The organism is Bradyrhizobium sp. USDA 4354 (assembly GCF_054060315.1).
Genome location: NZ_JBSSDC010000001.1, coordinates 908,492 through 933,009, shown reverse-complemented (window position 1 = coordinate 933,009; position 24,518 = coordinate 908,492). Strand labels below are relative to the sequence as shown.

Here is a 24,518-nt window from a genome sequence, read left to right as displayed (position 1 = left end):
CCGCAGGCTTGAGCGACACAGGTCAAACGTCTGGCGCCTTGGACGTCCGCGAAGGGGTGATCTTTGGGCTGGCCAGCACCCGCCTTCTCCTCAGCCTGCGAACTGGGCGAGAGCTTACGTCGTGCCACAGGGGTGCTCAACGCCCGATTCGGGGTCAAAGCCAAGCGATGCCACCAAGGGCCAAGAGAAGACATGGCCCGCCCGGTTGTTCACCCAGAGCGGCCGCGCTCCATCGAACGTAGAGCGATCAGCTCTTCTGGCTCGCTTGATGAGCTCCGAGCAAATTGGCGCCGTTGTTCCGAAGCATTCGGCAAATAAACTTGGTCTATGGCTGAGGCGCAGGAATTGGAAGGATGCTCGTTATCTTCCAATCGTCGCCTGTTTTCACCAGCACTTGATTCATCAGGAACCGTGTCGGCTGCGCAGTCTGTCCAGGCGGTGAAATCATAAAGGTTACTGGCACATAGAGTTGCGCCACCCCCGTCTGCAATTCGATGACCTTCAGTTCGTCCATTTTCGGGTCAAGGGACCAAGTGCCTTGATACAGGGTCTCGAAGCGCTTGATTGCTGCGGCGTGACCCCAGACAGGGGCGCCGCGCGTGATCCACAAGAACTGAGCTGAGTCTTGCAGAAGCTCACCAACCTCCTTGAGGTCATGAGCGTTTTGTGCGGCAACAAATCTTGTGAAGAGAGCCTTCACTTCGTCCTCGCTGCCCGCGCGAACCGCGTCAGCCGTAGTCAGAAGCAAGAATGACGCGAAGAAAGCAAGATGACTTCGTGCGCGGAAGGTCATGATCGTCCTCCCTTGATGTCGCGGCGAAATGGTCCGCTCGCGGTTATCAGTTGCAACAGAAAATTACCCCAACGAGGGTCCAAAGACCACGTGATTTCAGGCGGCATGTCCGGTGGTAGGATTTCCGCATCGGGTCAAAACCCCGATATTGACTGCAACGCTTCTGACCCGTCGGGCAAAACACCCCGCCTCCTGTCAAAACCCGTCAACCCCCTCCCGCAAAAATATTCCACTTTACCGAAATTCGGATTTGCGGCACTATCCCGCCATCCCGGCCCAAGGAGAGGGGCGATCGTACGTCGTCACGAACGTGGGCTGGGGTGCGGTGGACGCGGCAGCGCCGGGCACGCGAAGTGGGACCAGGGCGAGATGAACCTCGTGAGGTCCTCACCCCGTGCGGACGGACGGCGCTGTGTCCGGCGAAGCTACTAAAGCGAAGCCGGGCCGACGCGTACGGCTAAACCGTGTGGTCCTGACCGTCGTTGCTACGGTCAAGCCTTGCGGAGATGGTTTTGGGCTCAACCGGGCCTGGAGGCATCGCCAATTCGCGAGGTGACGGAGGCCAGAAGGAACTCGGCTCCGGGGAGAGCAGGCATAGGCCGTGAAAACCATCGCGCAGGGAAGGCCGGGTGTTTTCCGGCCCACCTGTCGTCCCGCCTGCGCATTTGCGTGTGCAAATTTTTCGCGCGGCGGATTGCGGGTGCCAGCCGGCACCCGGCCTTCCCTGCGCCCTCTTCACAGAAGAGGGACAAGGAAACCAGCAAAACTCGGGCGTTTCAGGCCGCGAGAATGCCGAGCCATGTGTCGAGCACTGGTGCTGTTGAAACGACCGAGCTTTCTCGCCTCGTCGGTGTCGCTTGTGTATCAGCGGCGAGCGGCGATCGCCGTCAGCTCGAGCTTGACGCCCGGACCGAGATCCGCAACGCCAATGGCGGCACGCGCCGGCAGATGGTCCGCGGGGAAATAGCGCTTCCACACCTGGTTGAGCGCCGCCTTGTCGGCGAGATCAGCCAAAAAGATCGTCACCTGCAGAACGCAGGAGAGATCGGAGCCGGCCCCATCAAGCAGGGCCTTCAACTGGCGAAGCACATCGTCGGCCTGGCCTGCCATGTCGAGCCCCGCATCCTCGGGAACGATGCCGCCGAGATAGAGCACACCATTGTGCTCAACGATCTCGTGGAGCAGTCCTTCATAGGGTAGGGAACGTTTGATCACGATGGCGTCTTCGGCTGTTGCGGCGGGCACGCTGGCGAAGCGGAGGGCTCGCCTCGATTGGGGAAAGCTGGTGCTGCCAGACAGGATTGAACTGTCGACCTCTCCATTACCAATGGAGTGCTCTACCACTGAGCTACGGCAGCATGTGCTGGGATCAGAATCGGCCGCCACAGGGGCCTACCAAGCGGGCCGATATCTGCCACAAGCCCCCCTCCTGTGCAAGCTTGCAAGCCCCGCCAAAACGAGAAAATCGGGCCGATATCGAGGCCAAAATGCCCGTTTTCGCGCGAAACCACCGACTTCCCGCCGATTCGGGGGCCGATATCCCCGCCCAACTGGCCAGTTGGCCCGGGGCCCGGATTCGATCCATTTCGCGTTTCGCACGATCGGATCGAGCTCGCCTCTTGAGCTGCCATGTTCGTTGGGCATGTTATGGCCGATCGCTGCGATGGATCTTTGATGACGGACCGGAACGACAAGAGCGCGAGCCAGAATTCGAAACAGGGCCGGGCGTCCCGTGACGACCGGCTGAAATCGGCGCTGCGCGAAAACCTGAAGCGGCGGAAGCTGCAGGCGCGCGAGCGCGCCGCAATCGCCGAGCCCTCGCAGAATGAGGATGGTTCCCTAAATGAGGGGGCCGCCGGCAAGACCGGCAGCTAGAATGGAATGAGTGACGATGGCACAGGACGAGGTGCAACGAACCGACAGGGAGGCGCTGATGGCGCAGTTCACGCGTCCCGAGCAGACCTTTCCGACGCTGACACAAGTCGAGATCGAGCGCCTGCGCCATTTTGGCGAGCTCAGGCAGTATAAGGACGGCGAGCTGCTGTTCGAGACCGGCAAGCAAGGGCCGGGCATGTTCGTGGTGCTGGCGGGCCAGGTCGCCATCACCCAGCGCGACGGCCTCGGCCACGTCACCCCGGTGATCGATCAGGGGCCGGGTCAATTTCTGGCCGAGCTTGGCCAGCTCTCCGGCAGGCCGGCGCTGGTCGATGGCCGCGCCGAGGGTGAGGTCGAGGTGCTGCTCGTTCCGCCGGACCGGCTGCGCGCGCTGCTTGTGGCCGAAGCCGAGCTTGGCGAGCGCATCATGCGCGCGCTGATCCTGCGCCGGGTCAATCTGATCCAGGGCGGCATCGGTGGCCCCGTGCTGATCGGGCCGTCGAACTCCGCCGGCGTGGTGCGCCTGCAGGGCTTTCTCACCCGCAACGGCCAGCCGCACCATCTGCTCGATCCCAACAGCGAGCATGACGCCGCCGAGCTGATCGCGCGCTATTCGCCGAAGCCGGAGGATTGGCCGCTCGTCGTCACGGCCGGCGGCACGGTGCTGCGCAATCCCAGCGAGACCGAGCTCGGCCGCGCCATCGGCATGATCGGCGGTGCCAAGGACGGCCGCATCTACGATGTCGCCATCGTCGGCTGCGGACCGGCGGGGCTCGCGACCGCGGTCTATGCGGCGTCCGAAGGCCTCTCGGTCGCGGTCGTCGACACCCGCGCCTTCGGCGGCCAGGCCGGCGCCAGTGCGCGCATCGAGAATTATCTGGGTTTTCCGACCGGCATCTCCGGCCAGGCGCTGGCGGGACGCGCCTTCACCCAGGCGCAGAAGTTCGGCGCGGACATCATGATTCCGATGTCGGTGAGCTCGCTGGATTGCTCGCGCGCCAACGGCACCTTCGCGCTGGCACTGGATTGCGGCGACACCTTGCGCTCGCGCGCGGTCGTGGTTGCGAGCGGCGCGCGCTATCGTCGGCCCGAAATCGCCGATCTCGACAAGTTCGAGGGCCGCGGCGTCTGGTATTGGGCCTCGCCCGTGGAGGCGAAGCTCTGCGCCGGTGAGGAGGTGGCCCTGGTCGGCGCCGGCAATTCGGCAGGGCAGGCCGCGGTGTTCCTGTCGGGCCACGCGAAAAAGGTGCTGATGATCATCCGCGGCGGCGGCCTCGGGGCCAGCATGTCGCGCTATCTCATCGAGCGCATCGAAGCGACGCCGAACATCGAATTGATGTTCAACACCGAGATCACCGCACTCGAAGGCGACGAGACCTCGCTGCTGCGCCGCATCCGCTGGAAGAGCCGTCTCTCGGACGACGAGGATTCCGCCGACATCCGCAACCTCTTCCTGTTCGTCGGCGCCGATCCCGCCACCTCCTGGCTCGACGGCTGCGGCGTCACGCTCGATCGCGGCGGTTTCGTCGTGACCGGCGCGCAGTCCGAGCAGAACCAGGGCAAGCTCGTGGCACCGCTGGAAACGTCCGTGCCCGGCGTCTATGCCGTCGGCGACGTCCGCTCCGGCTCGGTCAAGCGCGTCGGCGGCGCCATCGGCGAGGGCGCGCAGGTCGTCGCCTCCCTGCACGGCTATCTCGGCGACGCCGCAAAACCGGCGCTTTAGGCAAGCAGAAGGCAAGGGAATGGCAAGCGGAATGGGACTTGCCATCGTGCCGCGTCGTGCGGACTATCGTGGCACCCGCGAGGCGTATCGTCCGCGGAACGAACAAGAGATTCAATCGGGAGGACTAAATGGCTGAAGTCGTCGTGCTCTACAAGACACCCAAGGATGCTGCCGCCTTCGACAATTACTATGCCGAAACGCACATCCCGCTCGCCAAGAAGCTTCCCGGCCTGAAGAAATACGCCGTCAGCAAGGGGCCGGTCGCATCTCCCGCAGGTCCTTCCGGAATCCATCTCGTCGCCATTCTCACCTTCGACAGCGTGGCCGACATCCAGGCGGCATTCGCCAGTCCGGAAGGCAAGGCGACCGGTGCCGACGTGCCGAAATTCGCCAGCGGCGGTGCCGACATCTTGATCTTCGACACCAAGGACGTGTGAAGGATCGCTTCAACTTTCGTCGAAAGCCTGCTGTCGTGCGCGACAGCGCTGCAAATAATTCAGCCATGCGTTTGTCGATTCGCACGATGACGCATGGCTTCGCGCATGCATGCGACGACAACGCATGTGGCAATCTCATGAGGACCGTAATACTACTCTCGTTGTCTCAATGCGGAGAGTAGGAGAGATGTCATGGTGCTTGGGTTGAGCCTGCCCGCCCTCACGCTGATCCATGTGGTCATCAGCCTGATTGCCATCGTCGCCGGCCTCGTCGTGATGTTCGGCCTGCTCGGCTCGAAGCCGATGCCGGGTCTCACCGCGATCTTCCTGCTGTTCACCATTCTCACCAGCGCCACCGGCTTCCTGTTTCCTTTCAAGGAGCTGCTGCCCTCGCACATCATCGGCATCATCTCGCTGGTGCTGCTCGCGATCGCCTGCATCGCGCTCTACGGCATGAAGCTCGCCGGCGTCTGGCGCCCGGTTTACGTCGTGACCGCGATGATCTCGCTCTATTTCAACGTCTTCGTGCTGGTAATTCAGTCGTTCCTGAAGGTGCCGGCGCTCGCCGCGCTCGCGCCTGCCGTGCCGCCGGCGCCGCCATCGGGTCCGGTGTTCGCCGTGGTGCAGGGCATCGTGCTGGTGTTTTTCGTGGTGCTGACGATCGGCGCCTGGCGCCGCTTCCGGCCAATGTCGTTTGCCTGATCACACGATCCTCAACGTTCGCAGGTGATGCGAGGCATCGCATTCGGGACGTTTCATAACCATCTGCGGATCGTCGGCGCGTGCCTGTTTGCGCGTAACAATTCTACCGAAAGAGAGTAATCCATGCCCACCATCACCACCAAAGACGGCGTCGAGATCTTCTACAAGGACTGGGGCGCGGGCCAGCCGATCGTGTTCAGCCATGGCTGGCCGCTATCGTCGGACGACTGGGACGGGCAGATGTTGTTCTTCGTCACCCGTGGCTACCGCGTCATCGCCCATGACCGCCGCGGCCACGGTCGCTCGGCGCAGGTCGCCGACGGCCACGACATGGATCATTATGCCGACGATCTCGCCGCGCTCACCGCGCATCTCGACCTCAAGAACGCCATCCATGTCGGGCATTCCACCGGCGGCGGCGAAGTCGTGCACTACATCGCGCGCCATGGCGAGAGCCGGGTGGCGAAAGCCGCGATCCTCTCCGCGGTGCCGCCGCTGATGGTCCAGACCGCGGCCAATCCGGGCGGGCTCCCTAAGAGCGTGTTCGACGGTCTGCAAGCTCAACTCGCGGCCGGCCGCGCACAGTTCTATCGCGACTTCGCCGCCGGCCCGTTCTACGGCTACAACCGCCCCGGTGCGAAACCGTCGGAAGCCGTGATCCAGAACTGGTGGCGCCAAGGCATGATGGGCGGCGCGAAGGCCCATTACGACGGCGTCGTCGCGTTCTCGCAAACCGATTTCACCGAGGACCTCAAGAAGATCAACGTGCCCGTGCTGGTGATGCACGGCGACGACGACCAGATCGTGCCTTACGCCGACTCCGCCCCGCTGTCGGCCAAGCTGCTGAAGAAGGGCATCCTGAAGACCTACAAGGGCTTCCCGCACGGCATGCCGACCACGCACGCCGAAACCATCAACGCCGACCTGCTGGCGTTTTTCAGGGAGTGAGTGACTCTTACCCTCCCCTGCAGGGGGAGGGTCGATCGCGCGCAGCGCGAGCGGGGTGGGGTGATCTCTCCTTGCAGGCACTGCTTCGGTGGAGGGACTGTCACCCCACCCCGCTATGCATCCCGCTCCGCTACATGCATAGCGACCCTCACCCTCCAGGGGAGGGTGAAGCCAACTCACTTCAATATCGCCCTGATCGCATCGAAGATGCGCTTCACGAAAGCCTCCGGCTTTTCGCGCGCGCCTTCGCCGATCCAGCTCTCGCCGCCGACGCGCATCGCGCCGGTGGCGATCATGGCGACGAGCCGTGCCTTCGATCGGTCCGATTTGGTGCGGGCGCGCTGTGCCAGTCCGTCGGCCAGCGCGCGCTCGAGCTTTTCGTATTTGAGCTGGTCGCGCGCCTGCAGCGCGGGATTGTCGCGCTTGAGCCGCGACATCGCTGCAGCTTCCGCCGGGTCGAGCCGTTTGACTGCCGCCGCGATCGCATTCTCCGCCGCCGTCAGCATGGATTCGTCCGCGGGCCGGGCGACGATCTCGGCGACCAGCGCGCTCGCCGCGCCCTCCTGCCAGGCGGCGACCACGTCCTCCTTCGACGCGAAGTAATGGAAGAAGCTGCGCCGCGACACCTTCGCCGCCGCTGCGATGTCGTCGATGGTTGTGGCCTCGAAGCCGCGCTCCAGGAACAGGGTCATCGCCGCGCGGGTCAGCCGCTCGCGGGTCTCTTGCCGCTTGCGCTGGCGCAGGCCGGTGGTGGCGAGAAAATTTCCTCCCGCAGACAATGACTTGACGCTTTTCCCGCCAACCTTCGAAGCCTTCAAGTCATTTCACCTCTTGCAAACTTGCACTCAGTGCACATTTAGACCGGTCGCGGGCCTTTTCGACCCTGAAAGCCGCGGAGACATGGCATGACCGACTGGACCACGGCAGACATCCCCTCACTCAGCGGGATAACCGCGGTCGTGACCGGGGCGACGGGCGGGCTCGGTTACGAGACCGCGATGGCGCTGGCGGGCGCCGGTGCCATTGTCATACTCACCGGACGCAATGACGCAAAGGGCCTGCGCGCAATCGAAGGCATTTGCGAGCGGTTTCCCGACGCGCTGATCGCCTATGAGCATCTCGACCTCGCAAGCCTTGCCTCCGTCGCCGATTTTGCCCGGCGCTTTGCCGCCGACAACGAACGGCTCGATCTCCTCGTCAACAATGCCGGCGTGATGGCGCTGCCGAAGCGGCAGCAGACGGAGGATGGCTTCGAGGTGCAGCTCGGCACCAATTATCTCGGTCACTACGCCTTGACGGCGCGGCTGTTGCCGCAGCTTCGCCGCGCCAAGGCGCCCCGCATCGTCAATCTCTCGAGCCTTGCCCACCGCTCCGGTGCGATCAATTTCGACGATCTGCAAAGCAAGCATTCCTATCGTCCGTGGCGCGCCTACTGCCAATCCAAGCTGGCGATGCTGATGTTTGCGCTGGAGTTGCAACGTCGCAGCCTCGCCGCCGGCTGGGGCCTGGTGAGCCTTGCCGCCCATCCCGGCTACGCGCGGACCGACCTCATTGCGAACGGCCCCGGCGCCAATAACTTTCAGTGGCGGGTCGGCCGGCTGCTGCAGCCGTTGATCAGCCAATCCGCAGCCGAAGGCGCGCTGCCCACGCTGTTTGCGGCGACCTCTCCGGAGGTCGAGCCCGGCGGCTATTACGGCCCAAACGGGTTTTACGAATTGAAGGGATCACCGGGGCCGGCGAAGATCATGGCGCGGGCGAAGGATCTCGCTGCGGCGGCCATGCTGTGGGATGCCTCGGCGACGCTGACCGGTGTATCCTTCGACGAGATCGCGGCCGCCGCATGAGCCGCGAGAGCGTTGGGATCATGCCGATGCAGGTCATCATCTTCGGCGCGACCGGCATGGTCGGGCAGGGCGTTTTGCGCGAATGCCTGATCGATCCCGGCATCGATCGTGTGCTCGTGGTCGGCCGCAGCCCGACCGGCGTGCGCAACGCCAAGCTCACCGAGATCATCCACGAGGATTTTCTGAATTATTCGGCGATCGAAGCCCAACTCACCGGCTACGACGCCTGCTTTTTCTGCCTCGGCGTCTCCTCGATCGGCATGAGCGAGGAGCGCTACCGCCACCTCACCTATGATCTCACGCTCGCTGTTGCGACGACGCTGGCGCGCCTCAATCCGCAGATGATCTTCACCTATGTCACCGGCGCCGGTACCGATTCCACCGAGCGGGGCTCGCAGATGTGGGCGCGGATCAAGGGCAAGACCGAGAACGACCTGCTCAAGCTGCCGTTCAAAGCCGCCTACATGTTCCGGCCCGGCGCGATCCAGCCCCTGCACGGTGCCCGGTCCAAGACCGCCTGGGTGCGGGCTGTCTATGCCGTGAGCGGGCCGCTCTGGTCGGTGCTGCGCCGGATCTCGCCTTCGCTCATGACCTCGACCGAGCAGATCGGCCGCGCCATGATCCGCGTTGCCCGGGAGGGGTATCCGCGCAAGGTGCTGGAGATGGAGGATATCAATAGCCTCTGACCTGCCGGCCCGTTGTACAGTTTGCACGGAAATATCGGGGCCCGCGCGCGTTGAGCCCTGTCCACTCCGAAGGAGAAGCGTCGGCGATGTCGCCCCAGCTCAAACTGATTGCGCTCGACGCCGACGATCTCGCGGTGATCTCGACCCATGTCCAGGACGCTCGCGTCCAGACGTCCGACATCATCTGGCGCCAGAGCGAGAAGCGGCTTGTGGTCGGAATGAGCCGGCTGGACTGGGAGCAGACACTGGAGGGCGAGACCGAGCCACGCCGGCTGGTCGCCGCACTCCGCTTCGACCGTGTGCTCGCCTGCAAGTCGCGCAACATCGACCTCGCCGCGCCGGACAAGGTGCTGGATCTCGTCGGCATTGAATTTCACCCCCAGGACGGCCGCCATGAGGAGCCCGGCGGCAGCGCCCTGCTTCTGTTCGCCCAGGGCGGCGCCATCCGCCTGGACGTCGAGTGCCTGGAATGCGAACTGACCGACCTCGGGGCCAACGCGCTGGGAACGGGACTGGGCGTCGAGGAATGAGGCGGTATACCAGCAAACCGGTGTCGTCCCGGCGCACGCCGGAATCCATAGCCACCGGAGGTAATTATCGAGCACAATCGGGGCCCCATCTCGTTTCAACAACATGACCCTGGGGTTATGGGTCCCGGCGTCCGCCGGGACGACATCTCGCAAGGGTTGACGGCGGGTGGCCGCCGCGCCATTGAGCAGGGGACCTGGTGCGCCGATCCGCCCCTCAAGACCAGCCAGAAGCCAAGCGAGATATGCCCGTTCGCCTCGACCGCAGCAGCGCCGACTTTGACCAGCGATTCGCCGCCTTCCTCGCCGCCAAGCGCGAGGCTTCGGCCGATGTCGAGGCCGCCGCGCGCGCGATCGTCGACGACGTGGCCAAGCGTGGCGATGCCGCCCTGCTCGAAGCCACGGCAAAGTTCGACCGCTTGAGGCTGGATGCTTCGGGCCTGCGCGTCTCCGCCGCCGAGATCGAGGCCGCCGTGAAGGCCTGCGAGCCTGCGACGCTGGATGCGCTCAAGCTCGCGCGGGACCGCATCGAGACCTATCACCTCCGTCAGCTTCCGAAGGACGAGCGCTTCACCGACCCGCTCGGCGTCGAGCTCGGCTGGCGCTACACCGCGATCGAATCCGCCGGCCTCTATGTGCCCGGCGGCACTGCCGCCTATCCGTCCTCGGTGCTGATGAACGCAGTGCCGGCCAAGGTCGCCGGCGTTGCGCGCCTCGTGATGGTGGTGCCCTCGCCCGACGGCAAGCTCAATCCGCTGGTGCTGGCGGCGGCGCATCTCGGTGGCGTCACCGAGATCTATCGCGTCGGCGGCGCGCAGGCCGTCGCCGCGCTTGCTCACGGCACCGCGACGATTGCACCGGTCGCAAAGATCGTTGGCCCCGGCAACGCCTATGTCGCCGCCGCAAAGCGGCTGGTGTTCGGCAAGGTTGGTATCGACATGATCGCCGGTCCTTCCGAGGTGCTGGTGATCGCCGACGACACCGGCAACGCCGACTGGATCGCCGCCGACCTGCTGGCGCAGGCCGAGCACGATGCCAGCGCGCAATCGATCCTGATCACTGATTCAACGCGGCTCGCCGCCGATGTTGAAAAAGCCGTGGAGGCGCAGCTGAAGACGCTGCCGCGCGCGGCGATCGCAGGCAGCTCCTGGGCCGATTTCGGCGCCGTCATCATGGTGAAGAACCTCGATGACGCGATCCCGCTCGCGGACGCCATCGCGGCCGAGCATCTCGAGATCATGACGGTTGACCCCGACGCGCTGGCCGCAAAGATCCGCAATGCCGGCGCGGTGTTCCTCGGGCCTCATACGCCCGAGGCGATTGGCGACTATGTCGGCGGCTCCAACCACGTGCTGCCGACGGCGCGCTCGGCGCGATTTTCCTCGGGGCTCTCGGTGCACGACTTCATGAAGCGCACCTCGATCCTGAAGTGCGGACCCGATCAATTGCGTGCGCTCGGTCCGGCGGCGATGACGCTCGGCAAGGCGGAGGGGCTGGACGCCCATTCGCGTTCGATCGGAATGCGCCTCAATCTGTCATGACAAAGCCGCCCGAACAGGACGACTCGACCAATCGCATCGTCGGCGTCACGCTCGACGAGGACTCGATCGGCCGTTCCGGGCCTGATATCGAGCATGAGCGGGCGATCGCGATCTACGATCTGATCGAGCAGAATTTGTTCGCGCCCGACGGCGCGGAGGGCAAGGGCCCGTTCACGCTGCATATCGGCATCACCGGCAACCGGCTGATGTTCGACATCCGCCGCGAGGACGGCTCGCCTGTCGTTGCGCATCTGTTGTCGCTGACGCCGTTCCGGCGGATCGTGAAGGACTATTTCATGATCTGCGACAGCTACTATCAGGCGATCCGCACCGCGACCCCCGACAAGATCGAGGCCATCGACATGGGCCGCCGCGGCATCCATGACGAGGGATCGCGCACGCTCCAGGAGCGGCTGAAGGGCAAGGTGCGGGTCGACTTCGAGACCTCGCGCCGCCTGTTCACGCTCATTACTGTCCTTCATTGGAAGGGGTGAGCGCGCATGATCCCGAGAAGTGGGAACCGGTTTTCGGATCGGATCATGCGCAAAAACAAAAGAGCGTAAGCGATGGCTGCGCCCCCACGCGCACGCGATCCGCAATCGGTGCTGTTCGCCTGTGCGATGAACAGCGTGCGTTCACCGATGGCCGAGAGCCTGTTGCAGCACATGTTTCCGCAAGGCCTCTACGTGAAGTCGGCCGGCACCAGGAAGGGCGAGCTCGATCCATTCGCAGTCGCCGTGATGACCGAGCTCGGCCAGGACATCTCGGCTCACAAGCCGCAGACCTTCGAGGAGCTGGAGGACTGGGAGGGGCTGAATTTCGACCTCATCATCACGCTCTCGCCCGAGGCGCATCACAAGGCCCTGGAGCTGACGCGGACACTCGCGGCCGAGGTCGAATACTGGCCGACGCAGGATCCCACCACCATCGAAGGCAGCCGCGACCAGAAGCTCGCTGCCTATCGCGAGGTCTGCGATCAGCTCTTGATGCGCATCCGGCGACGCTTCGCCAAGGTTGGCGCGGCGAGCGGGTAGCAAGCAGCGTTTGTAACACCCGCGTCACAGGGCGCAGGCAAAGCCATGCCGGAAGCCTCGAATCACCAAACCTCCGGTTCCCGGGTTGTGAAATCAGCCCCCTTCCGATAGGTTCCGCGCGCAATTCACCCCGCTTCATCCCCCAAATCACCTGATGCTTGGCCGCCCCAAATTCGTACTTGCCTCCGGTTCGCCGCGTCGGCTGTCGCTGCTCAACCAGGCCGGCATCGAGCCGGATGCGCTCCGGCCGGCCGACGTCGACGAGACGCCGAAGCGGGGCGAGCTGCCGCGCGCCTGCGCCAATCGGCTCGCGAGGGCAAAGGCCGATGCCGCACTGAAATCGGTGCAGCTCGACGACGAGCTGCGCGGCGCCTTCATCCTCGCCGCCGATACCGTGGTGGCGGTCGGCCGCCGCATCTTGCCCAAGGCCAATCTGGTCGACGAGGCCGCGCAGTGCCTGCGGCTGCTATCGGGCCGCAACCACCGCGTCTACACCGCGATCTGCCTCGTCACGCCGCGCGAAGCCTTCCGCCAGCGCCTGGTCGAGACCCGCGTGCGCTTCAAGCGTCTCTCCGAGGACGACATCCAGGCCTATATCGGTTCCGGCGAATGGCGGGGCAAAGCCGGCGGCTACGCCGTGCAGGGCATCGCCGGCTCGTTCGTGGTGAAGATGGTGGGGTCCTACACCAACGTCGTCGGCCTGCCGCTCTACGAAACCACGACGCTGCTCGGCGGCGAAGGCTTTCCGATCCGCTTCGGCTGGCTCAACGCCACCGCGGTCTGAGCGCGGCAGCCAAGCCGGCGGAGTCCGCTCCGGACACCCGCGGAACGCGTTCGTTGCTGTCTAGGGAACCCCTTTGCCGACCAGCGCTTGAATTCCTTCACCCCATGTAAGCTGCCGACGTCATGGACGACGAAGTCAAAAAACCCGCCAGCCCGCGCAAGACCTGCCCGATCTGCGGCAAGCCGCAGTCGCAGGCCACCCGCCCGTTCTGCTCCTCGCGCTGCCGCGACGTCGATTTGAACCGGTGGCTGAAAGGTTCCTACGTCATCCCTGGTCGCGACGACGATGTGGATGATGTCGAATAACTACGTAAAATCAACGCATTATGCGTGAGGTCGGTGCGCCGCGCGTAAGCCTTGGCAGGAAGGCCCGACCTTGTGCACAGCCGGGCCGTGCCCCGCGAAGCCAAAGGCGAAGCGTGGGTGGACAGGCCGCTTCTAGCCCACTATAAACCGCCCGCTCGATGGGCTTTGGCCCCTCTCTTGGAGCACGCCCAGGTAGCTCAGTTGGTAGAGCATGCGACTGAAAATCGCAGTGTCGGTGGTTCGATTCCGCCCCTGGGCACCATGACTACGATTTTGTGCGCCAGACTACGATCTTGTGCGACGGCATGGCGGGCTGCTGTCCGGACTACATGCCGGACGTTCTGACGGCACTTGAGGCCGCGCTGGACCCGCTCTTCACCATCCATGGCTTGCTCTGCACGACGTGCTTCTCGAGTCCGATCATCATCGTAAATGGACCCGTCGCCCGAGAGATCGGGATGAATTTCGGCATCAAGCAACAGATCTACGGGTTCACCGGCGCCGGCGCGCGCCGGCTTGAGCGTTGATCATCGACACGATCGTCTCTCGGATCCAGCGTTGACCGCTGTGTCCGTGACTGCGCTCGTGCCACACCATCCCGACTGCGAACCCATCTATGGGGAATGGACAGTCGATCAATTTGAGCTTGTCGGCGCGGCCGACGACCAGCCGCTCCGGCACCAGGGCCACGAAGTCGGACCGGGCCACGATCTCGGGAACGAACAGGAATGAAGCGGCCGACAGCACCACTCGTCTTTTCTGTCCGAAGGCCCCCAGCGCGTCGTCCACGGGTGTGACGAAGTCGCCCCCGCGAAGCGACACGATCACGTGCTCCAGCTGGGCAAACTCCTTGACCGTGATCTTGCCGCGAAGTCGCGGGTGATCGCGGCGGCCAATGAGCACATACCGCTCGTCGAACAGATGTCTGGTGCGAAGCCTGGGCGGGGCATCTTGCGGCGTCATAAGCGCGAGGTCCACGTCGCCCCGCTCCATTTGTGTTTCCAGCTGCAGCAGATCCAGATTGCGGATCGCTACGCGTACCCCCGGCGCTCTCGTCCTGAGCTGCATGACCAGCGGTTCGACCAGCGCAGCCTGCAAATAATCCGTGCAGGCGATCGCGAAGCTCAACTTCGCTTTGGCAGGATCGAAGTGCCTGTGTGTGGCCACGGTGGCGCGAACCTGATCCAGCGCCTGGCGCAGCGGATCGAGCAGTTCGATGGCCTTGACGGTTGGCGTCATCCCTCGCTGGGCAGGGATCAGCAACAAGTCATCGAATTCATTCCTGAGGCGATTTAGCTGGGCGCTGACTGCGGGTTGGCTCAGGTGCAGGCGGGCGGCGGCTTTAGTCACGTTCTGCTCCACGAGCAGCGCCTCCAGCGTGACGAGCAGATTGAGGTCGAGGCGGTTGGTATTCATGCTGTGGCTAGTAGCCGAGCATTTCCGTGATTTCAAATATAGCTGACGGTGGTGTTCTCTTGCCGGGACGAAGGTTCGTCTTTTCCGCTTGGGAGCTCAGTCCATGAAAATTCTGCTGGTTTTCGCACATCCCGAACCGAATTCACTCAACGGAGCGCTCCGCGATATTGCAATCGAGGAGCTGAAAGCGCAGGGGCATGAGGTGCGCGTCAAGGACCTGTATGCCGACCGCTGGAAGTCGGAAGTCGACCGCGCTGACTTCCCGGCGTGGCCGCCCGGCGAGCGCTTCATCGCAGGCCAGGCCTCCAAGAAGGCTTTCGAATCCGACACGCTCACTGCGGACGTGAAAGCCGAAATCGAGAGCCTGCTTTGGGCAGACATGTTGATCCTTCAGTTTCCGCTGTGGTGGTACAGCATGCCGGCCATCCTGAAGGGATGGGTCGAACGAGTGTTTGCATACGGGTTCGCTTACGGAGTTGGCGAACACAGCGAACAGCGTTGGGGTGATCGTTTCGGGGAAGGCACGCTGGCCGGCAAGCGGGCCATGTTGGTGGTGACGACCGGTGGTTGGGAGGACCACTACTCGGATCGCGGCGTCAACGGTCCGATCGACGACCTCTTGTTTCCGATCAACCACGGGATCCTGTATTATCCGGGCTACGACGTGCTGCCGCCGTTTCTCGTCTACAAAGTGGATCGTTTCAGCGATGGTGAATTCGATCGCGCGGCCGAGCGCCTGCGCGGGCGCATGAGAACCATCGAGACAACGGCGCCGATTCCCTACCGGCAACAGAACGGGGGCGACTACTTCATCCCCAGCATGCAACTGAAGCCCGGGTTTGAGGACGCAGGTGCGTCGGGCTTTTCGCTGCATGTGAGCCGCGCCAGCGCGACGGAAAGTTCGGGAGCCAAATCGGCCGCTTGAATCCGCCGCTTGAATGAGAAAGAGGCGTCGCGCCCTACGTCAGCAATGACTTGGTCCGCGCGGAGGATCGCCGCGAAGGCGCTCGCGGATTTCTCTCCGTAATAGAGCTCTGTACGTTCAAATCCAGACTCGCAACCACCGATTCTAACGGTATCGGCGCAGGCTCCTGCTGCCGGCTCGAGATCGCGCCGACGATTGGACCGGCTGCGCGAGCTACGGAGCTGCGCAGGAGGAGTGCATTGAGAGGTCGCCGCTTTCGGAGGGGCCGGCAAGTGGAAGCGCCCGGGGGAACACGCGCGCCACGTCGAAGCGCGCATCATCAGTCAGCGAAGCACGCCGTTCGCCCGTAGCGAACGCACGAAATCGATCACCGCCAGAATCATCACGCCAACAACAATGACGATGAGCGGGATGGCCTTGATCCAAACCACCAGGATTCCAAGAAATGCCATCACAAGCGCGAGGCCGATGATTCCGGTGATCAGATTGGTCATCGCACTCTCCTTTTCTCCGCGCCGGGGCCCGATTGCGACCCAGGGCTCGGGACTTTGCGCCGACCGCCACGACGAGTGTGCTCGACATTATTGGCGAGCCAGTGCGCCGTGCGTAAGAGGCGGGCATCGTTGCCGCGACGGCCGACGAGCTGAACGCCCAGCGGAAGGCCGGTTCCGGAGCTCATCAACGGCAGGCTGATGGCGGGCACACCGAGATAGGTCCAGGTCGTGCAGAAAATCGGTGTGCCGGTCGTCTCAAGTCCGGGCGCCTCGCCTGGCGCCGCGGGCGTCAGGATGGCGTCGTACTCGTCGAAAACATGGTCCAGGCCCTGGTTGAGGGGTGTAATCCCGGCCAGGGCATTGCAATAATCCACCGCGAGATGTGTGCGGCCGCGCTCGATCGCCTGCCGCAGCCGAGTGCTGAGCTCGTCGCCGCCTCGCTGGTAGTCACGCCGCAGATTGTGCGCCATATCAACTTCCATGATGATGCGGTGCATATCGACGACCTTATCGAAGCTTGGACCAAGCTCGACTTCGCTCGAAGCCTCGCCCAAAGCCTCGACAAGCTCAGCAAAGGCTTCACGCGTCACCGGCTCGGCCTGATCCCAGACCGCAGAGCGCACAAAGGCAAAGCGCGGTGGCAACGGCGGCTCGCTCGCCACTACTGCGGAGAATGGCGGATGCGCAACGGGCCGCGTGTCCAGATCCTCCTGATCGAACCCGACCAATACCTCGGCCAGCAGCGCCACGTCCTCGACGCTGCGCCCGAACACGCCGACATGATCGAGTGTGCGCGACAATTCGAGCGCGCCACTGCGCGGAATGAGGCCGTGCGTGGGCTTGAAACCGACCACGCCGCAGAAAGCGGCAGGACGGATCACCGAGCCGTTGGTCTGCGAGCCGATGGCACCTGGCACCATCAGCGCCGCAACGGCTGCGGCGGAGCCCGAGGACGATCCGCCGGGCGTGTGATCCCGGTTGTGCGGATTTCGAGTCTTGCCCGGATTGTAACATGCGTACTCGGTGGTCACCGTCTTGCCGAGGATCACAGCTCCTGCCGCGCGCAGACGTGCCACGGCCGCGGCATCGCGGCGCGGCGTGCGTCCGGCCCAAAGACTTGATCCGAATTCCGTCGGCATGTCGCCGGTGTCGAAGATATCCTTGATGCCGATCGGGACGCCGTGCAGCGGCCCCGTCGCCTTGCCTTGCTTGCGATGATCGTCGGCGGCCTCGGCCTGCCGCATCGCGTGGTCGCGATCGAGGAACGCCCACGCATGGATATCGCGATCGACCTCATCGATGTGCCTGAGGCAGTCGCCGACGAGCTCCGCCGAACTGAGCCGGCCGTCGCGGATGCCGGCCGCCGCTTCCATGAGGCCGAGCGCGTTGAGACTCATGCGCAGCCTTTCGTCGGTTTGCCGGGCGCGCTCATCGCGATCCATAGAGATAGCTCGGCAGCCATAATGCGATCTCCGGGAAGATGTAGACCAGTGCCATGGTGAGGAAGACGAGGCCGACAAAGGGAAGTGCGCCGGAGAAGATGTCGGTTAGCTTCACCTGCGGCGGTGCCACGCCCTTCAGATAGAAGGCGGCCATCGCGACGGGCGGCGTATTGAAGGCCGTTTGCGTGTTCAGCGCCACCAGGATGCCGAAGAAGATCGGATCGATGCCGTACTGGGGAAGCAGCGGCAGGAAGATCGGCACGAAGATGATGATGATCTCGGTCCATTCCAGCGGCCAGCCGAGCAGGAAGATGATCAACTGGGTCAACAGCAGGAACTGGACCGGCGAAAGGTTCAGCGAGGTGAAGAACTGCTCCACCACCGACTGTCCGCCAAGGACGGCAAATACCGCCGAAAACGTCCAGGATCCGATGAACAGGTAGCAGACCATCGCTGTGGCGCGCACGGTCAGATACACGGATTCGCGTATCATCTCGTAGTTGAGCGAACGATAAGCGGCCGCCAGCACGATGCTCATGAGGGCTCCCACCGCGGCCGCTTCCGAAGGCGTCGCGAGTCCAAACAGGATTGCGCCGAGCACCGAAACGATCAGCAACGCAAGCGGCAGGAACGACGTGACAAGCGCCCAGACGACCTTGGTGATCGGCACGTCGGTCTGCTCGGGCGGCAGTTTCGGCGCGAGCGCGGGATTGATGATCGCGCGGGTCATCGCATAGAGGACGTAGAAGCCGGCCAGCATGAACCCCGGAAAGAACGCGGCCGCATAAAGCTTGACCGCCGAAACCCCGGCGGTGGCCGCATAGACGATCAGGAGAATGCTCGGTGGAATCAGAATGCCGAGGCAGCCACCGGCGCAGACCACGCCTGCCGACAGCTTGGTGTCGTAGCCGGCTCGCAGCATCGCCGGCAATGCGAGCAGGCCCATCAGCGTGACAACGGCGCCGACAATACCGGTGGCGGTCGCGAACATCGCGCAGGTGATCAGCGTGGCCACCGCAAGCGCGCCCGGCACGTTCTTCATCGATAGCTGCAGCGAGAAGAAGAGGCGGTCGAGAATGTTGGCGCGCTCGATCAAATAGCCCATGAACAGGAACAGCGGAACCGCGACCAGAACGTCGCTGGATGTGACCTCGAACGTCTTCTGCACCAGCAGCGTGAAGATGCGATTCTGGAAGAAGTCCTGACCGGGGGTGTAGTAGGCATAGTAGCCGAACGAGACCCCCATCGCCATCAGCGTGAAGGCTATCGGGAAGCCAAGCATGATGATGAAGATGAAGAGGCCCAACATCAGCATGCCGAGTTGAGGATCGGTCATGCGTCTGGTCCCTTCTCGCGCTGCGGCTCAACCGCCTGCTGCTGATGCTCGCGGATGACGAGGCTCTCGGTTTCTTCCACGTCGTGCAGGCGCTGCGGCCATCGGCCGGTGCGGATGCACAGCACGCAGCGAATGATTTCAGCGAACCCTTGCAGAAACAGAAGGAAACCGGTGAGCGGGATCAGCGCTTTCAGCGGAAACACCGGCACGCCAGCCGGACTGAAGATGCTGACCTCGCGGAAGCGCACCGACATCTGGGCGTAATTCCAGCCCGAATACATCAGCGCCGCGATCGCCGGCAGGAAGAACAGAATATAGAGGACGAGGTCCATCGTCGCCTGGGTGCGCGGCGACCATAGGCGGTAGACTACATCTGCGCGCACATGGCCGTTGCGTGAGAGGGTATATGCGCCGGCCATCAGGAACATCGCGCCATAGGTGATATAGCTGATGTCGAAAGCCCAGGTGGTCGGCGCACGCAGCACGTAGCGCACGAACACCTCGTAGCTGACACCCAGCGTAAGAACAAGAATCAGCCAGGCGAACGCCTTGCCGATCCAGGTGCTGAGCTCATCAATGAAGAAGAGAAATTTCGTCATGCGAGCTGAACTCGCCGCGAGCAGCACATCCGGATGTCCCCCTCCCAATTCGTGGGCGGCACTTCAGTTGCGCCGCCCGTCATCATACAGCGTCAGCGATGCCCCAAGCCGTCAGACCTTGAGCACGCCCGGGAAATGATGCTCGAAGGCGCCGCGGTAGTCCGTCGCGTTGTACGTGTTGTAGTAAACCACGCGGCGCACCCATTCCTTCTGCGAGTCCATCACCTTCTTCATGAATGGATCCGAACCGAGCTGGGCAATCAGACCGTCCCATGCCTTGATCTGCGCGTCGAACACCGACTTCGGTGTCCGCAGGACGTTGACCTTGTCCTTGTTGATCAGCTCCTGCAGGTCCTTGGAGTAGTAGTCCATGCCTTTCCATTCGTTGGCGGAGGAAGCAGCTTCGGCGGCGTATTGCAGGATCGCCTGCTGTTCTTTCGGCAGACCGTTGAACTTCGTCCGGTTGAACATGATCTCGAAGTATTCCGTCGCCTGATGGTGGCTACCCATCATGTAGTTCTTGGCGACATCCTGCGCGCCGAAGCGCCGGTCCGAGGTCGGATTGTTGAACTCGAACCCATCGATCACGCCGCGCTCCATCGCGGGTACGATCTCGCCGCCGGGAAGCTGCGCGACGGATGCACCCATCGCCTGGAAGAGATCGGCGGCAAGTCCCACCGTGCGATACTTCAAGCCCTTAAGATCAGCGTCGCTGGTGATGGGCTTCTTGAACCAGCCGAGCGGCTGGGTCGGCATCGGCATGGCGAAGAAGCTCTTAATGTTGACGTTCATGATCTTGGTTTGTAGTTCCTCGAACAGCTCCTTGCCGCCGCCGTTGTGAATCCAGCCGAGGCCTTCGTTGGCGTTGAAGCCGAACACGGGGCCTGTTCCGAACAGCGATGCTGCCTTGTGCTTGCCGTACCAGTAGACGGTCACCGTGTGCGCCGCATCGAGCTGGCCGCCATGCACGCCGTCGAATACCTGAAACGGATGCACGACCGAGCCGCCGACCAGATAGTCTATGCGCAGCCGGCCCCCGGCCATATCGTTGACTCGCTTCACATAATCTTCCGCCATCTCGTTGAAGACATCGGCCTTGCCCCACGAGCCCTGCATCCTCATGGTCACCGTCTGCGCCCGGCTGACTTGCGGCATGGCGATGGTGGCAGCGCCGGCCGCGCCGGCGGCCAGCAAGAATTTGCGACGAGTGGTTCGGGTCTTTTCAGATTTGGCGGTCATGAACGTCCTCCCTGGCGGCATTGTTATTCGAACGCGTTTCGGTACGCTTTTCGTTGATAACCGCTGGAGGTAGGCCGCATTCCAGCGACTTTGATCGGAGTTTGGACGCATTGCCGGCATCCGACAAGCTACCCGATGTCGCATTTTAGTCTTAGGCGATCCCATTCGGGCTCTAAGCAACCGGATATTCACGCGTCCGTCGCAGCGCAGCAAAGATGCAGGCGGACTTCTGCCATTGGGGCGGCGTCCAGCCCGCCCGACGAGTTGCTGCAGGATTGAGCGCGCGGCCGACCCATCAGATACGAAGTGCAACAACGAACCCGAAAGAGTTCTGTGGCTCCCCAACTGTCTCTCTACGGGAATTGACGCAGTGCGAACACTCGCCGCCGAGTACGGCGAAGCCGAACTGCGGTCACACTGCACTCGATGCACGCTCGCGAGAGCTCCGCGGCCGCGGGGGCTGCGAGCTGGAATTGGGCCGGCGTAGCCTCAATGGTGGGCCGACACGCCCTTGACGCATTGCGTCAACAGATCTGCGGTGGCGGATTGCCCGACATCACCCAGGCTGATCATGCCGACCATCCGCTTGCTCCTGTTGATCACAGGCAGCCTGCGGATCTTCAGCGTCTCCATGTGGTGCACGGCTTTGGCCAGATCGTCGTCTTCCCGGCAGCAATGGATGCCTTCAGTCATCACGTCCCGGGCTGTCATGCCCGCGGCATTGAAGTCCTTGCGCGCAAGACCTTTGCAGACGATGTCGCGATCAGTCACCATCCCAATCAAATGGTCGTCTTCGCCGATCGGAATGCAGCCGATGTCGTGCCCTCGCATCAACTTCGCGATCTCGGTGATCGGGGTGTCGGGGCTGACCCAATCTACTCCCTTGTGCATCACGTCCTTGACTTTCATGGAGGACCTCCGTTGCGAACGCAGCCCCCGCGATGAGACTATACAACGAACCGGGCGCGACCGCACGCGTCGCCGCGACGGTCGTGCCGGGAATCATCCTGCTGTCATGCCGCGTCAGTCGTGCACACTGAAGCGTCCATGCGGTGCACTGGCCGTCAGGCGCGCGAACTGCGCATGGGTGAGCTGAAGCAGCGTCTCGTGATCGCCGGCTTCGATATAGACCTGAGGCTGGGCGCGGATGCTGTCGTCGACGACGAGATCGAGCCCGTAGCACCGGCCGACCGCCGGAACGGCTCCGTGTGCGCAGTCTGCGAACAGCCGGTTGATCTCGGACTCGTTGGCCATCACAAGATCCTCGCCGAGCCTTTCCTTCAAGTCCGGCAGGTTGAGATGGTGCGATGCCGGCACGACCGCCAGCATGTAGCCGCCGTCATGCCGCAGCACGACGGCCTTGGCGAGGTGATCGCCCGAGACGTGGCAGGCCTGCGCCGTGCGCGCGGATGACGTGGTGAGAGCGTGCGGAATCTCGGCATACTCGATGTTCTCGGCAGCCAGATATCGGTGCAATGTGGGGGCAATGGTCATGGCGTTGCCTTTCGGATGGGTGTGCGAGCCATCCACCGTGAGGCTGCCCCCGCCGCACGATGGGCGGCCGCGTGATTGCCGGGCTTCAGCATAGGCCTCGCCCTCGAATGCCGCAATCAGAGCTTTTTTCCAGCGAAGTGGACACCGGTTCGCGCGAAGACAACGTGCAAAGCAAGCATCTAGAGCCCGGTTCCGATTCAATCGGAGCGGAAACGGCTCTTGGACGTTCGAAGCGCGCCGCCCGCATCTGGTGCTGGTCTCGTCGGACGATGGTGGTGTGGGCCGCGCGCTAGAGCCAGTACCGGTGCACTGGCGCTACACCGGCGCAATCCATGCACGCTGTCGCTGCTGGCAAGGGCGGGGCGGCGGTCGGTTTGTGGCTGAATTGTATTGATATTTCAATTGTGTAGGAGTTCGTAGGCTTGTTTTGAATGGGGCGCCATGTCCCTGACGTCGGACATCCCCGAGATGTGGCCGCTCTGAGCCACTACCCTCACTCACTGTACGTGCTCGGCTGCCGCTGATATGATCCTGGGACGGTAAACGGCAGCTCGCCACCATACTTTTCTGCGATGCCGGCCTTCTGATCGGACTCGATCCCGCTCGCGCCCTTTCGCATTGCCTCGACAAGAACGCTGAACAAATTCGTCAAATGCTGCCGTAATCCCCGCTCACATTGGGAGATGTGCCATGGCTGCATCGGACTGGCGTCTCGAAGGCGAATGGATGAAGAATTGCACCTGCGCGTTTGGCTGCCCCTGCGATTTCAATGCGCGGCCGACCCAAGGCTATTGCAAGGGATTGGTCGCCATGCGGATTGCCAAAGGACATTTCGAAGGGACCAGGCTCGATGGTCTCTGCTTTGCGATCACGGTCGATTTCCCGGGGCCGCTTCATGAGGGCAACGGGACGATCCAGCCCATCATCGACGAACGCGCCACGGCGGAGCAGCGTCAGGCATTGTTCGAGATCTTTTCCGGCAAACATTCGGCCGAGGGGACTCTTTTCCAGATCGTCAGCATGATCGTCACCAAGATTCACGATCCGGTCTTTGCGCCGTTCGAGTTTTCCTTCGACAAGGAAGGACGTGTCGGCAAGCTCGTCGCCATAGGCGTGCTCGAGACTGATGTCGAGCCAATCAAGAATCCGGTGACGGGTGATCCGCACCGCATCCAGGTGGTCATGCCCGAGGGCTTCGAGCACAGGGCTGCCGAGATCGCGTCCGCCAACATCCGCTCGACCGGTGCGATCTCATTCGAGACTCAGGGCACGCACAGCTCGCTCGCCAATGTCGTGCAGACGCCCGAGGGCGTTGCGGCGTGATGCGGCGCTGACACCGAGACAACATCCCGGTCAGCTCCTCATCGCTATCTTGGACAAATCGATGCAGGGGCGCCTGATGTTGGAACACCTGCTCCACCGCGATCGGCTGATCGTCGCGATCGGGACCGCCGCAGTGGTGGCGCTCGCCTGGGCCTATCTCGCTGCGGGCGCCGGCATGGACACCGAGATGATGGCCGACATGCCGGACATGGCGCCGATGCCATGGACGCCGCTCTATGCAGTGCTGCTGTTCGTGATGTGGTGGGTGATGATGATCGCGATGATGGCGCCGAGCGCGGCGCCCACCGTTCTCTTGTATGCGACCGTCAAGCGCAAGCAGGAGACTGCCTCCCGCGCCGCGATCGATACCTGGATATTTCTCGCCGGCTATCTCGTGACGTGGGCCGGATTCAGTCTCGCTGCGGTCCTGGCGCATGGAGCGTTCGAACGCTTCGGGTTGCTGTCGATGGCGATGGCAAGCACCAGCGCGATTCTGGGCAGCGGCGTTCTGATTGCCGCAGGGCTTTATCAGTTCACGCCGCTCAAACAGGCCTGCTTGCGCTACTGCGAGAACCCGCTGTTGTTTCTCAGCAGGCATTGGCGGCCCGGCACGCGTGGGGCATTCCGCATGGGGCTGCGCCACGGCAGTTACTGCGTGGGCTGCTGTTGGTTTCTGATGGTCTTGCTGTTCGTCGGCGGCGTGATGAACCTGGTTTGGATCATCGCTATCGCGCTCTATGTCGCCGCGGAGAAGCTGTTGCCGTTCGGCCGAGGATTGAGCTATGCGGCAGGCGGGATCCTCATCCTGTCCGGCGCGATCGTTCTCGCGCGCGCGGTGTGAGGCCCGAAACTGCGGGGGGCTGCTGAGATACCGCCTCCCCAATATGCCGATACCGCCCGGGTTGCTCAAAAACGGCTGACCTCCGTGATCATACGGACGTCGGAAGCCGAAGAACTGAGCTTTGCTCCAACCGAAACTTAAGGCTGTTCTGCCTAGCTTCGGGCCATGGACAGGCCCGCGTGCCGTTTCCGGCCGTGGCCGTCCCTGTGC

The 24,518-nt window shown here is 63.2% G+C and carries 28 protein-coding genes and 2 tRNA genes; 18 read left to right on the top strand and 12 right to left on the bottom strand.

What is annotated here, in order from left to right:
* Positions 1 to 325: 325 nt before the first annotated feature.
* From ACVIIV_RS04440 to ACVIIV_RS04430, 3 genes are all read right to left on the bottom strand, one after another.
* A complete protein-coding gene (locus ACVIIV_RS04440) occupies positions 326 to 793 on the bottom strand; it encodes a nuclear transport factor 2 family protein (protein WP_456743094.1) in 468 nt (155 codons plus the stop codon).
* A gap of 864 nt (positions 794 to 1,657) precedes the next feature.
* Positions 1,658 to 2,008 carry a RidA family protein gene (locus tag ACVIIV_RS04435; RefSeq protein ID WP_456743093.1) on the bottom strand — a complete coding sequence of 117 codons (351 nt, stop codon included), beginning with the start codon at positions 2,006 to 2,008 and terminating at the stop codon, positions 1,658 to 1,660.
* Positions 2,009 to 2,076: 68 nt separating this feature from the next.
* Positions 2,077 to 2,151: transfer RNA gene (locus tag ACVIIV_RS04430), tRNA-Thr, on the bottom strand.
* Positions 2,152 to 2,467: 316 nt separating this feature from the next.
* Between ACVIIV_RS04430 and ACVIIV_RS04425 the strand changes: the two genes are divergently transcribed.
* The 5 genes from ACVIIV_RS04425 (at position 2,468) to ACVIIV_RS04405 (ending at position 6,478) form a co-directional block, all read left to right on the top strand.
* On the top strand, positions 2,468 to 2,668 hold the full coding sequence (locus tag ACVIIV_RS04425; protein WP_456743092.1) for a hypothetical protein: 201 nt from the start codon (positions 2,468 to 2,470) through the stop codon (positions 2,666 to 2,668).
* 16 nt (positions 2,669 to 2,684) lie between these two features.
* A complete protein-coding gene (locus tag ACVIIV_RS04420) occupies positions 2,685 to 4,391 on the top strand; it encodes an FAD-dependent oxidoreductase (protein WP_456743091.1) in 1,707 nt (568 codons plus the stop codon).
* A gap of 128 nt (positions 4,392 to 4,519) precedes the next feature.
* On the top strand, positions 4,520 to 4,828 hold the full coding sequence (locus ACVIIV_RS04415; protein WP_456743090.1) for an EthD family reductase: 309 nt from the start codon (positions 4,520 to 4,522) through the stop codon (positions 4,826 to 4,828).
* 192 nt (positions 4,829 to 5,020) lie between these two features.
* Complete coding sequence (locus ACVIIV_RS04410) at positions 5,021 to 5,530, top strand: hypothetical protein (protein WP_456743089.1); 510 nt, start codon at positions 5,021 to 5,023, stop codon at positions 5,528 to 5,530.
* Positions 5,531 to 5,653: 123 nt separating this feature from the next.
* A complete protein-coding gene (locus ACVIIV_RS04405; protein WP_456743088.1) occupies positions 5,654 to 6,478 on the top strand; it encodes an alpha/beta fold hydrolase in 825 nt (274 codons plus the stop codon).
* A 176-nt stretch (positions 6,479 to 6,654) separates the two neighbouring features.
* Here ACVIIV_RS04405 and ACVIIV_RS04400 read toward each other — a convergent pair whose 3' ends face one another.
* Positions 6,655 to 7,296 carry a TetR/AcrR family transcriptional regulator gene (locus ACVIIV_RS04400; RefSeq protein WP_456743087.1) on the bottom strand — a complete coding sequence of 214 codons (642 nt, stop codon included), beginning with the start codon at positions 7,294 to 7,296 and terminating at the stop codon, positions 6,655 to 6,657.
* 87 nt (positions 7,297 to 7,383) lie between these two features.
* Here ACVIIV_RS04400 and ACVIIV_RS04395 point away from each other — a divergent pair, with 87 nt between their 5' ends.
* The 10 genes from ACVIIV_RS04395 to ACVIIV_RS04350 all read left to right on the top strand — a co-directional run bounded on the left by ACVIIV_RS04395 (position 7,384) and on the right by ACVIIV_RS04350 (position 13,726).
* Entirely contained in the window at positions 7,384 to 8,322 is a 939-nt protein-coding gene (locus ACVIIV_RS04395; protein ID WP_456743086.1) for an SDR family oxidoreductase, read from the top strand.
* A gap of 26 nt (positions 8,323 to 8,348) precedes the next feature.
* A complete protein-coding gene (locus ACVIIV_RS04390) occupies positions 8,349 to 9,008 on the top strand; it encodes an NAD-dependent epimerase/dehydratase family protein (protein WP_456743085.1) in 660 nt (219 codons plus the stop codon).
* 86 nt (positions 9,009 to 9,094) lie between these two features.
* Entirely contained in the window at positions 9,095 to 9,538 is a 444-nt protein-coding gene (locus ACVIIV_RS04385; RefSeq protein ID WP_456743084.1) for a DUF2948 family protein, read from the top strand.
* Positions 9,539 to 9,780: 242 nt separating this feature from the next.
* Complete coding sequence (hisD, locus tag ACVIIV_RS04380) at positions 9,781 to 11,076, top strand: histidinol dehydrogenase (RefSeq protein ID WP_456743083.1); 1,296 nt, start codon at positions 9,781 to 9,783, stop codon at positions 11,074 to 11,076.
* Positions 11,073 to 11,570, top strand: coding sequence for a UPF0262 family protein (locus ACVIIV_RS04375; protein ID WP_456743082.1), 498 nt, complete (start codon positions 11,073 to 11,075; stop codon positions 11,568 to 11,570). Before hisD ends, ACVIIV_RS04375 begins: the two co-directional genes overlap by 4 nt.
* A 72-nt stretch (positions 11,571 to 11,642) precedes the next feature.
* Positions 11,643 to 12,110, top strand: coding sequence for an arsenate-mycothiol transferase ArsC (locus tag ACVIIV_RS04370; protein ID WP_456743081.1), 468 nt, complete (start codon positions 11,643 to 11,645; stop codon positions 12,108 to 12,110).
* Positions 12,111 to 12,264: 154 nt separating this feature from the next.
* Positions 12,265 to 12,894, top strand: coding sequence for a Maf-like protein (locus tag ACVIIV_RS04365; RefSeq protein ID WP_456743080.1), 630 nt, complete (start codon positions 12,265 to 12,267; stop codon positions 12,892 to 12,894).
* 122 nt (positions 12,895 to 13,016) lie between these two features.
* Positions 13,017 to 13,199, top strand: coding sequence for a DNA gyrase inhibitor YacG (gene yacG, locus ACVIIV_RS04360; RefSeq protein ID WP_456743079.1), 183 nt, complete (start codon positions 13,017 to 13,019; stop codon positions 13,197 to 13,199).
* A 186-nt stretch (positions 13,200 to 13,385) separates the two neighbouring features.
* Positions 13,386 to 13,461: transfer RNA gene (locus ACVIIV_RS04355), tRNA-Phe, on the top strand.
* 31 nt (positions 13,462 to 13,492) lie between these two features.
* Complete coding sequence (locus ACVIIV_RS04350) at positions 13,493 to 13,726, top strand: hypothetical protein (protein WP_456743078.1); 234 nt, start codon at positions 13,493 to 13,495, stop codon at positions 13,724 to 13,726.
* Here ACVIIV_RS04350 and ACVIIV_RS04345 read toward each other — a convergent pair.
* Positions 13,692 to 14,615 carry a LysR family transcriptional regulator gene (locus ACVIIV_RS04345; RefSeq protein WP_456743077.1) on the bottom strand — a complete coding sequence of 308 codons (924 nt, stop codon included), beginning with the start codon at positions 14,613 to 14,615 and terminating at the stop codon, positions 13,692 to 13,694. The genes ACVIIV_RS04350 and ACVIIV_RS04345 overlap by 35 nt on opposite strands.
* Before the next feature lie 103 nt (positions 14,616 to 14,718).
* On the opposite strand from ACVIIV_RS04345, the gene ACVIIV_RS04340 reads away from it, so the two are divergent.
* Entirely contained in the window at positions 14,719 to 15,540 is an 822-nt protein-coding gene (locus ACVIIV_RS04340) for an NAD(P)H-dependent oxidoreductase (RefSeq protein ID WP_456743076.1), read from the top strand.
* Positions 15,541 to 15,863: 323 nt separating this feature from the next.
* Here the strand turns inward: ACVIIV_RS04340 and ACVIIV_RS04335 are convergent, their stop codons facing one another.
* From ACVIIV_RS04335 to ACVIIV_RS04305, 7 genes are all read right to left on the bottom strand, one after another.
* Positions 15,864 to 16,034, bottom strand: coding sequence for a hypothetical protein (locus ACVIIV_RS04335; RefSeq protein WP_456743075.1), 171 nt, complete (start codon positions 16,032 to 16,034; stop codon positions 15,864 to 15,866).
* Positions 16,031 to 17,476 (bottom strand): amidase, encoded by a 1,446-nt coding sequence (locus ACVIIV_RS04330; RefSeq protein ID WP_456743074.1) that lies wholly within the window; start codon positions 17,474 to 17,476, stop codon positions 16,031 to 16,033. Before ACVIIV_RS04330 ends, ACVIIV_RS04335 begins: the two co-directional genes overlap by 4 nt.
* Positions 17,463 to 18,812, bottom strand: coding sequence for a TRAP transporter large permease (locus tag ACVIIV_RS04325; RefSeq protein WP_456743073.1), 1,350 nt, complete (start codon positions 18,810 to 18,812; stop codon positions 17,463 to 17,465). The genes ACVIIV_RS04330 and ACVIIV_RS04325 overlap by 14 nt, the downstream gene beginning before the upstream one ends.
* A complete protein-coding gene (locus ACVIIV_RS04320) occupies positions 18,809 to 19,411 on the bottom strand; it encodes a TRAP transporter small permease subunit (protein ID WP_456743072.1) in 603 nt (200 codons plus the stop codon). The genes ACVIIV_RS04325 and ACVIIV_RS04320 overlap by 4 nt, the downstream gene beginning before the upstream one ends.
* A 111-nt stretch (positions 19,412 to 19,522) precedes the next feature.
* A complete protein-coding gene (locus tag ACVIIV_RS04315) occupies positions 19,523 to 20,650 on the bottom strand; it encodes a TRAP transporter substrate-binding protein (protein WP_456748663.1) in 1,128 nt (375 codons plus the stop codon).
* Positions 20,651 to 21,139: 489 nt separating this feature from the next.
* Positions 21,140 to 21,559, bottom strand: coding sequence for a CBS domain-containing protein (locus tag ACVIIV_RS04310; protein WP_456743071.1), 420 nt, complete (start codon positions 21,557 to 21,559; stop codon positions 21,140 to 21,142).
* A gap of 114 nt (positions 21,560 to 21,673) precedes the next feature.
* Positions 21,674 to 22,144 (bottom strand): aminoacyl-tRNA deacylase, encoded by a 471-nt coding sequence (locus tag ACVIIV_RS04305; RefSeq protein ID WP_456743070.1) that lies wholly within the window; start codon positions 22,142 to 22,144, stop codon positions 21,674 to 21,676.
* 690 nt (positions 22,145 to 22,834) lie between these two features.
* On the opposite strand from ACVIIV_RS04305, the gene ACVIIV_RS04300 reads away from it, so the two are divergent.
* Positions 22,835 to 23,467 carry a DUF1326 domain-containing protein gene (locus tag ACVIIV_RS04300; RefSeq protein WP_456743069.1) on the top strand — a complete coding sequence of 211 codons (633 nt, stop codon included), beginning with the start codon at positions 22,835 to 22,837 and terminating at the stop codon, positions 23,465 to 23,467.
* Positions 23,457 to 24,308: a DUF2182 domain-containing protein gene (locus ACVIIV_RS04295; RefSeq protein ID WP_456743068.1), complete on the top strand. Its 852-nt coding sequence runs from the start codon at positions 23,457 to 23,459 to the stop codon at positions 24,306 to 24,308. Before ACVIIV_RS04300 ends, ACVIIV_RS04295 begins: the two co-directional genes overlap by 11 nt.
* The last annotated feature ends 210 nt before the right edge of the window (positions 24,309 to 24,518 follow it).

What these genes read in the sequence shown, in the direction of transcription:
- ACVIIV_RS04440 (WP_456743094.1), bottom strand. Translation starts at nt 793, where the DNA reads ATGACCTTCCGCGCACGAAGTCATCTTGCTTTCTTCGCGTCATTCTTG.
- ACVIIV_RS04425 (WP_456743092.1), top strand. Translation starts at nt 2,468, where the DNA reads ATGACGGACCGGAACGACAAGAGCGCGAGCCAGAATTCGAAACAGGGC.
- ACVIIV_RS04420 (WP_456743091.1), top strand. Translation starts at nt 2,685, where the DNA reads ATGGCACAGGACGAGGTGCAACGAACCGACAGGGAGGCGCTGATGGCG.
- ACVIIV_RS04415 (WP_456743090.1), top strand. Translation starts at nt 4,520, where the DNA reads ATGGCTGAAGTCGTCGTGCTCTACAAGACACCCAAGGATGCTGCCGCC.
- ACVIIV_RS04410 (WP_456743089.1), top strand. Translation starts at nt 5,021, where the DNA reads ATGGTGCTTGGGTTGAGCCTGCCCGCCCTCACGCTGATCCATGTGGTC.
- ACVIIV_RS04405 (WP_456743088.1), top strand. Translation starts at nt 5,654, where the DNA reads ATGCCCACCATCACCACCAAAGACGGCGTCGAGATCTTCTACAAGGAC.
- ACVIIV_RS04395 (WP_456743086.1), top strand. Translation starts at nt 7,384, where the DNA reads ATGACCGACTGGACCACGGCAGACATCCCCTCACTCAGCGGGATAACC.
- ACVIIV_RS04390 (WP_456743085.1), top strand. Translation starts at nt 8,349, where the DNA reads ATGCAGGTCATCATCTTCGGCGCGACCGGCATGGTCGGGCAGGGCGTT.
- ACVIIV_RS04385 (WP_456743084.1), top strand. Translation starts at nt 9,095, where the DNA reads ATGTCGCCCCAGCTCAAACTGATTGCGCTCGACGCCGACGATCTCGCG.
- hisD (WP_456743083.1), top strand. Translation starts at nt 9,781, where the DNA reads ATGCCCGTTCGCCTCGACCGCAGCAGCGCCGACTTTGACCAGCGATTC.
- ACVIIV_RS04375 (WP_456743082.1), top strand. Translation starts at nt 11,073, where the DNA reads ATGACAAAGCCGCCCGAACAGGACGACTCGACCAATCGCATCGTCGGC.
- ACVIIV_RS04370 (WP_456743081.1), top strand. Translation starts at nt 11,643, where the DNA reads ATGGCTGCGCCCCCACGCGCACGCGATCCGCAATCGGTGCTGTTCGCC.
- ACVIIV_RS04365 (WP_456743080.1), top strand. Translation starts at nt 12,265, where the DNA reads ATGCTTGGCCGCCCCAAATTCGTACTTGCCTCCGGTTCGCCGCGTCGG.
- yacG (WP_456743079.1), top strand. Translation starts at nt 13,017, where the DNA reads ATGGACGACGAAGTCAAAAAACCCGCCAGCCCGCGCAAGACCTGCCCG.
- ACVIIV_RS04345 (WP_456743077.1), bottom strand. Translation starts at nt 14,615, where the DNA reads ATGAATACCAACCGCCTCGACCTCAATCTGCTCGTCACGCTGGAGGCG.
- ACVIIV_RS04340 (WP_456743076.1), top strand. Translation starts at nt 14,719, where the DNA reads ATGAAAATTCTGCTGGTTTTCGCACATCCCGAACCGAATTCACTCAAC.
- ACVIIV_RS04335 (WP_456743075.1), bottom strand. Translation starts at nt 16,034, where the DNA reads ATGACCAATCTGATCACCGGAATCATCGGCCTCGCGCTTGTGATGGCA.
- ACVIIV_RS04330 (WP_456743074.1), bottom strand. Translation starts at nt 17,476, where the DNA reads ATGGATCGCGATGAGCGCGCCCGGCAAACCGACGAAAGGCTGCGCATG.
- ACVIIV_RS04325 (WP_456743073.1), bottom strand. Translation starts at nt 18,812, where the DNA reads ATGACCGATCCTCAACTCGGCATGCTGATGTTGGGCCTCTTCATCTTC.
- ACVIIV_RS04320 (WP_456743072.1), bottom strand. Translation starts at nt 19,411, where the DNA reads ATGACGAAATTTCTCTTCTTCATTGATGAGCTCAGCACCTGGATCGGC.
- ACVIIV_RS04315 (WP_456748663.1), bottom strand. Translation starts at nt 20,650, where the DNA reads ATGACCGCCAAATCTGAAAAGACCCGAACCACTCGTCGCAAATTCTTG.
- ACVIIV_RS04310 (WP_456743071.1), bottom strand. Translation starts at nt 21,559, where the DNA reads ATGAAAGTCAAGGACGTGATGCACAAGGGAGTAGATTGGGTCAGCCCC.
- ACVIIV_RS04305 (WP_456743070.1), bottom strand. Translation starts at nt 22,144, where the DNA reads ATGACCATTGCCCCCACATTGCACCGATATCTGGCTGCCGAGAACATC.
- ACVIIV_RS04300 (WP_456743069.1), top strand. Translation starts at nt 22,835, where the DNA reads ATGGCTGCATCGGACTGGCGTCTCGAAGGCGAATGGATGAAGAATTGC.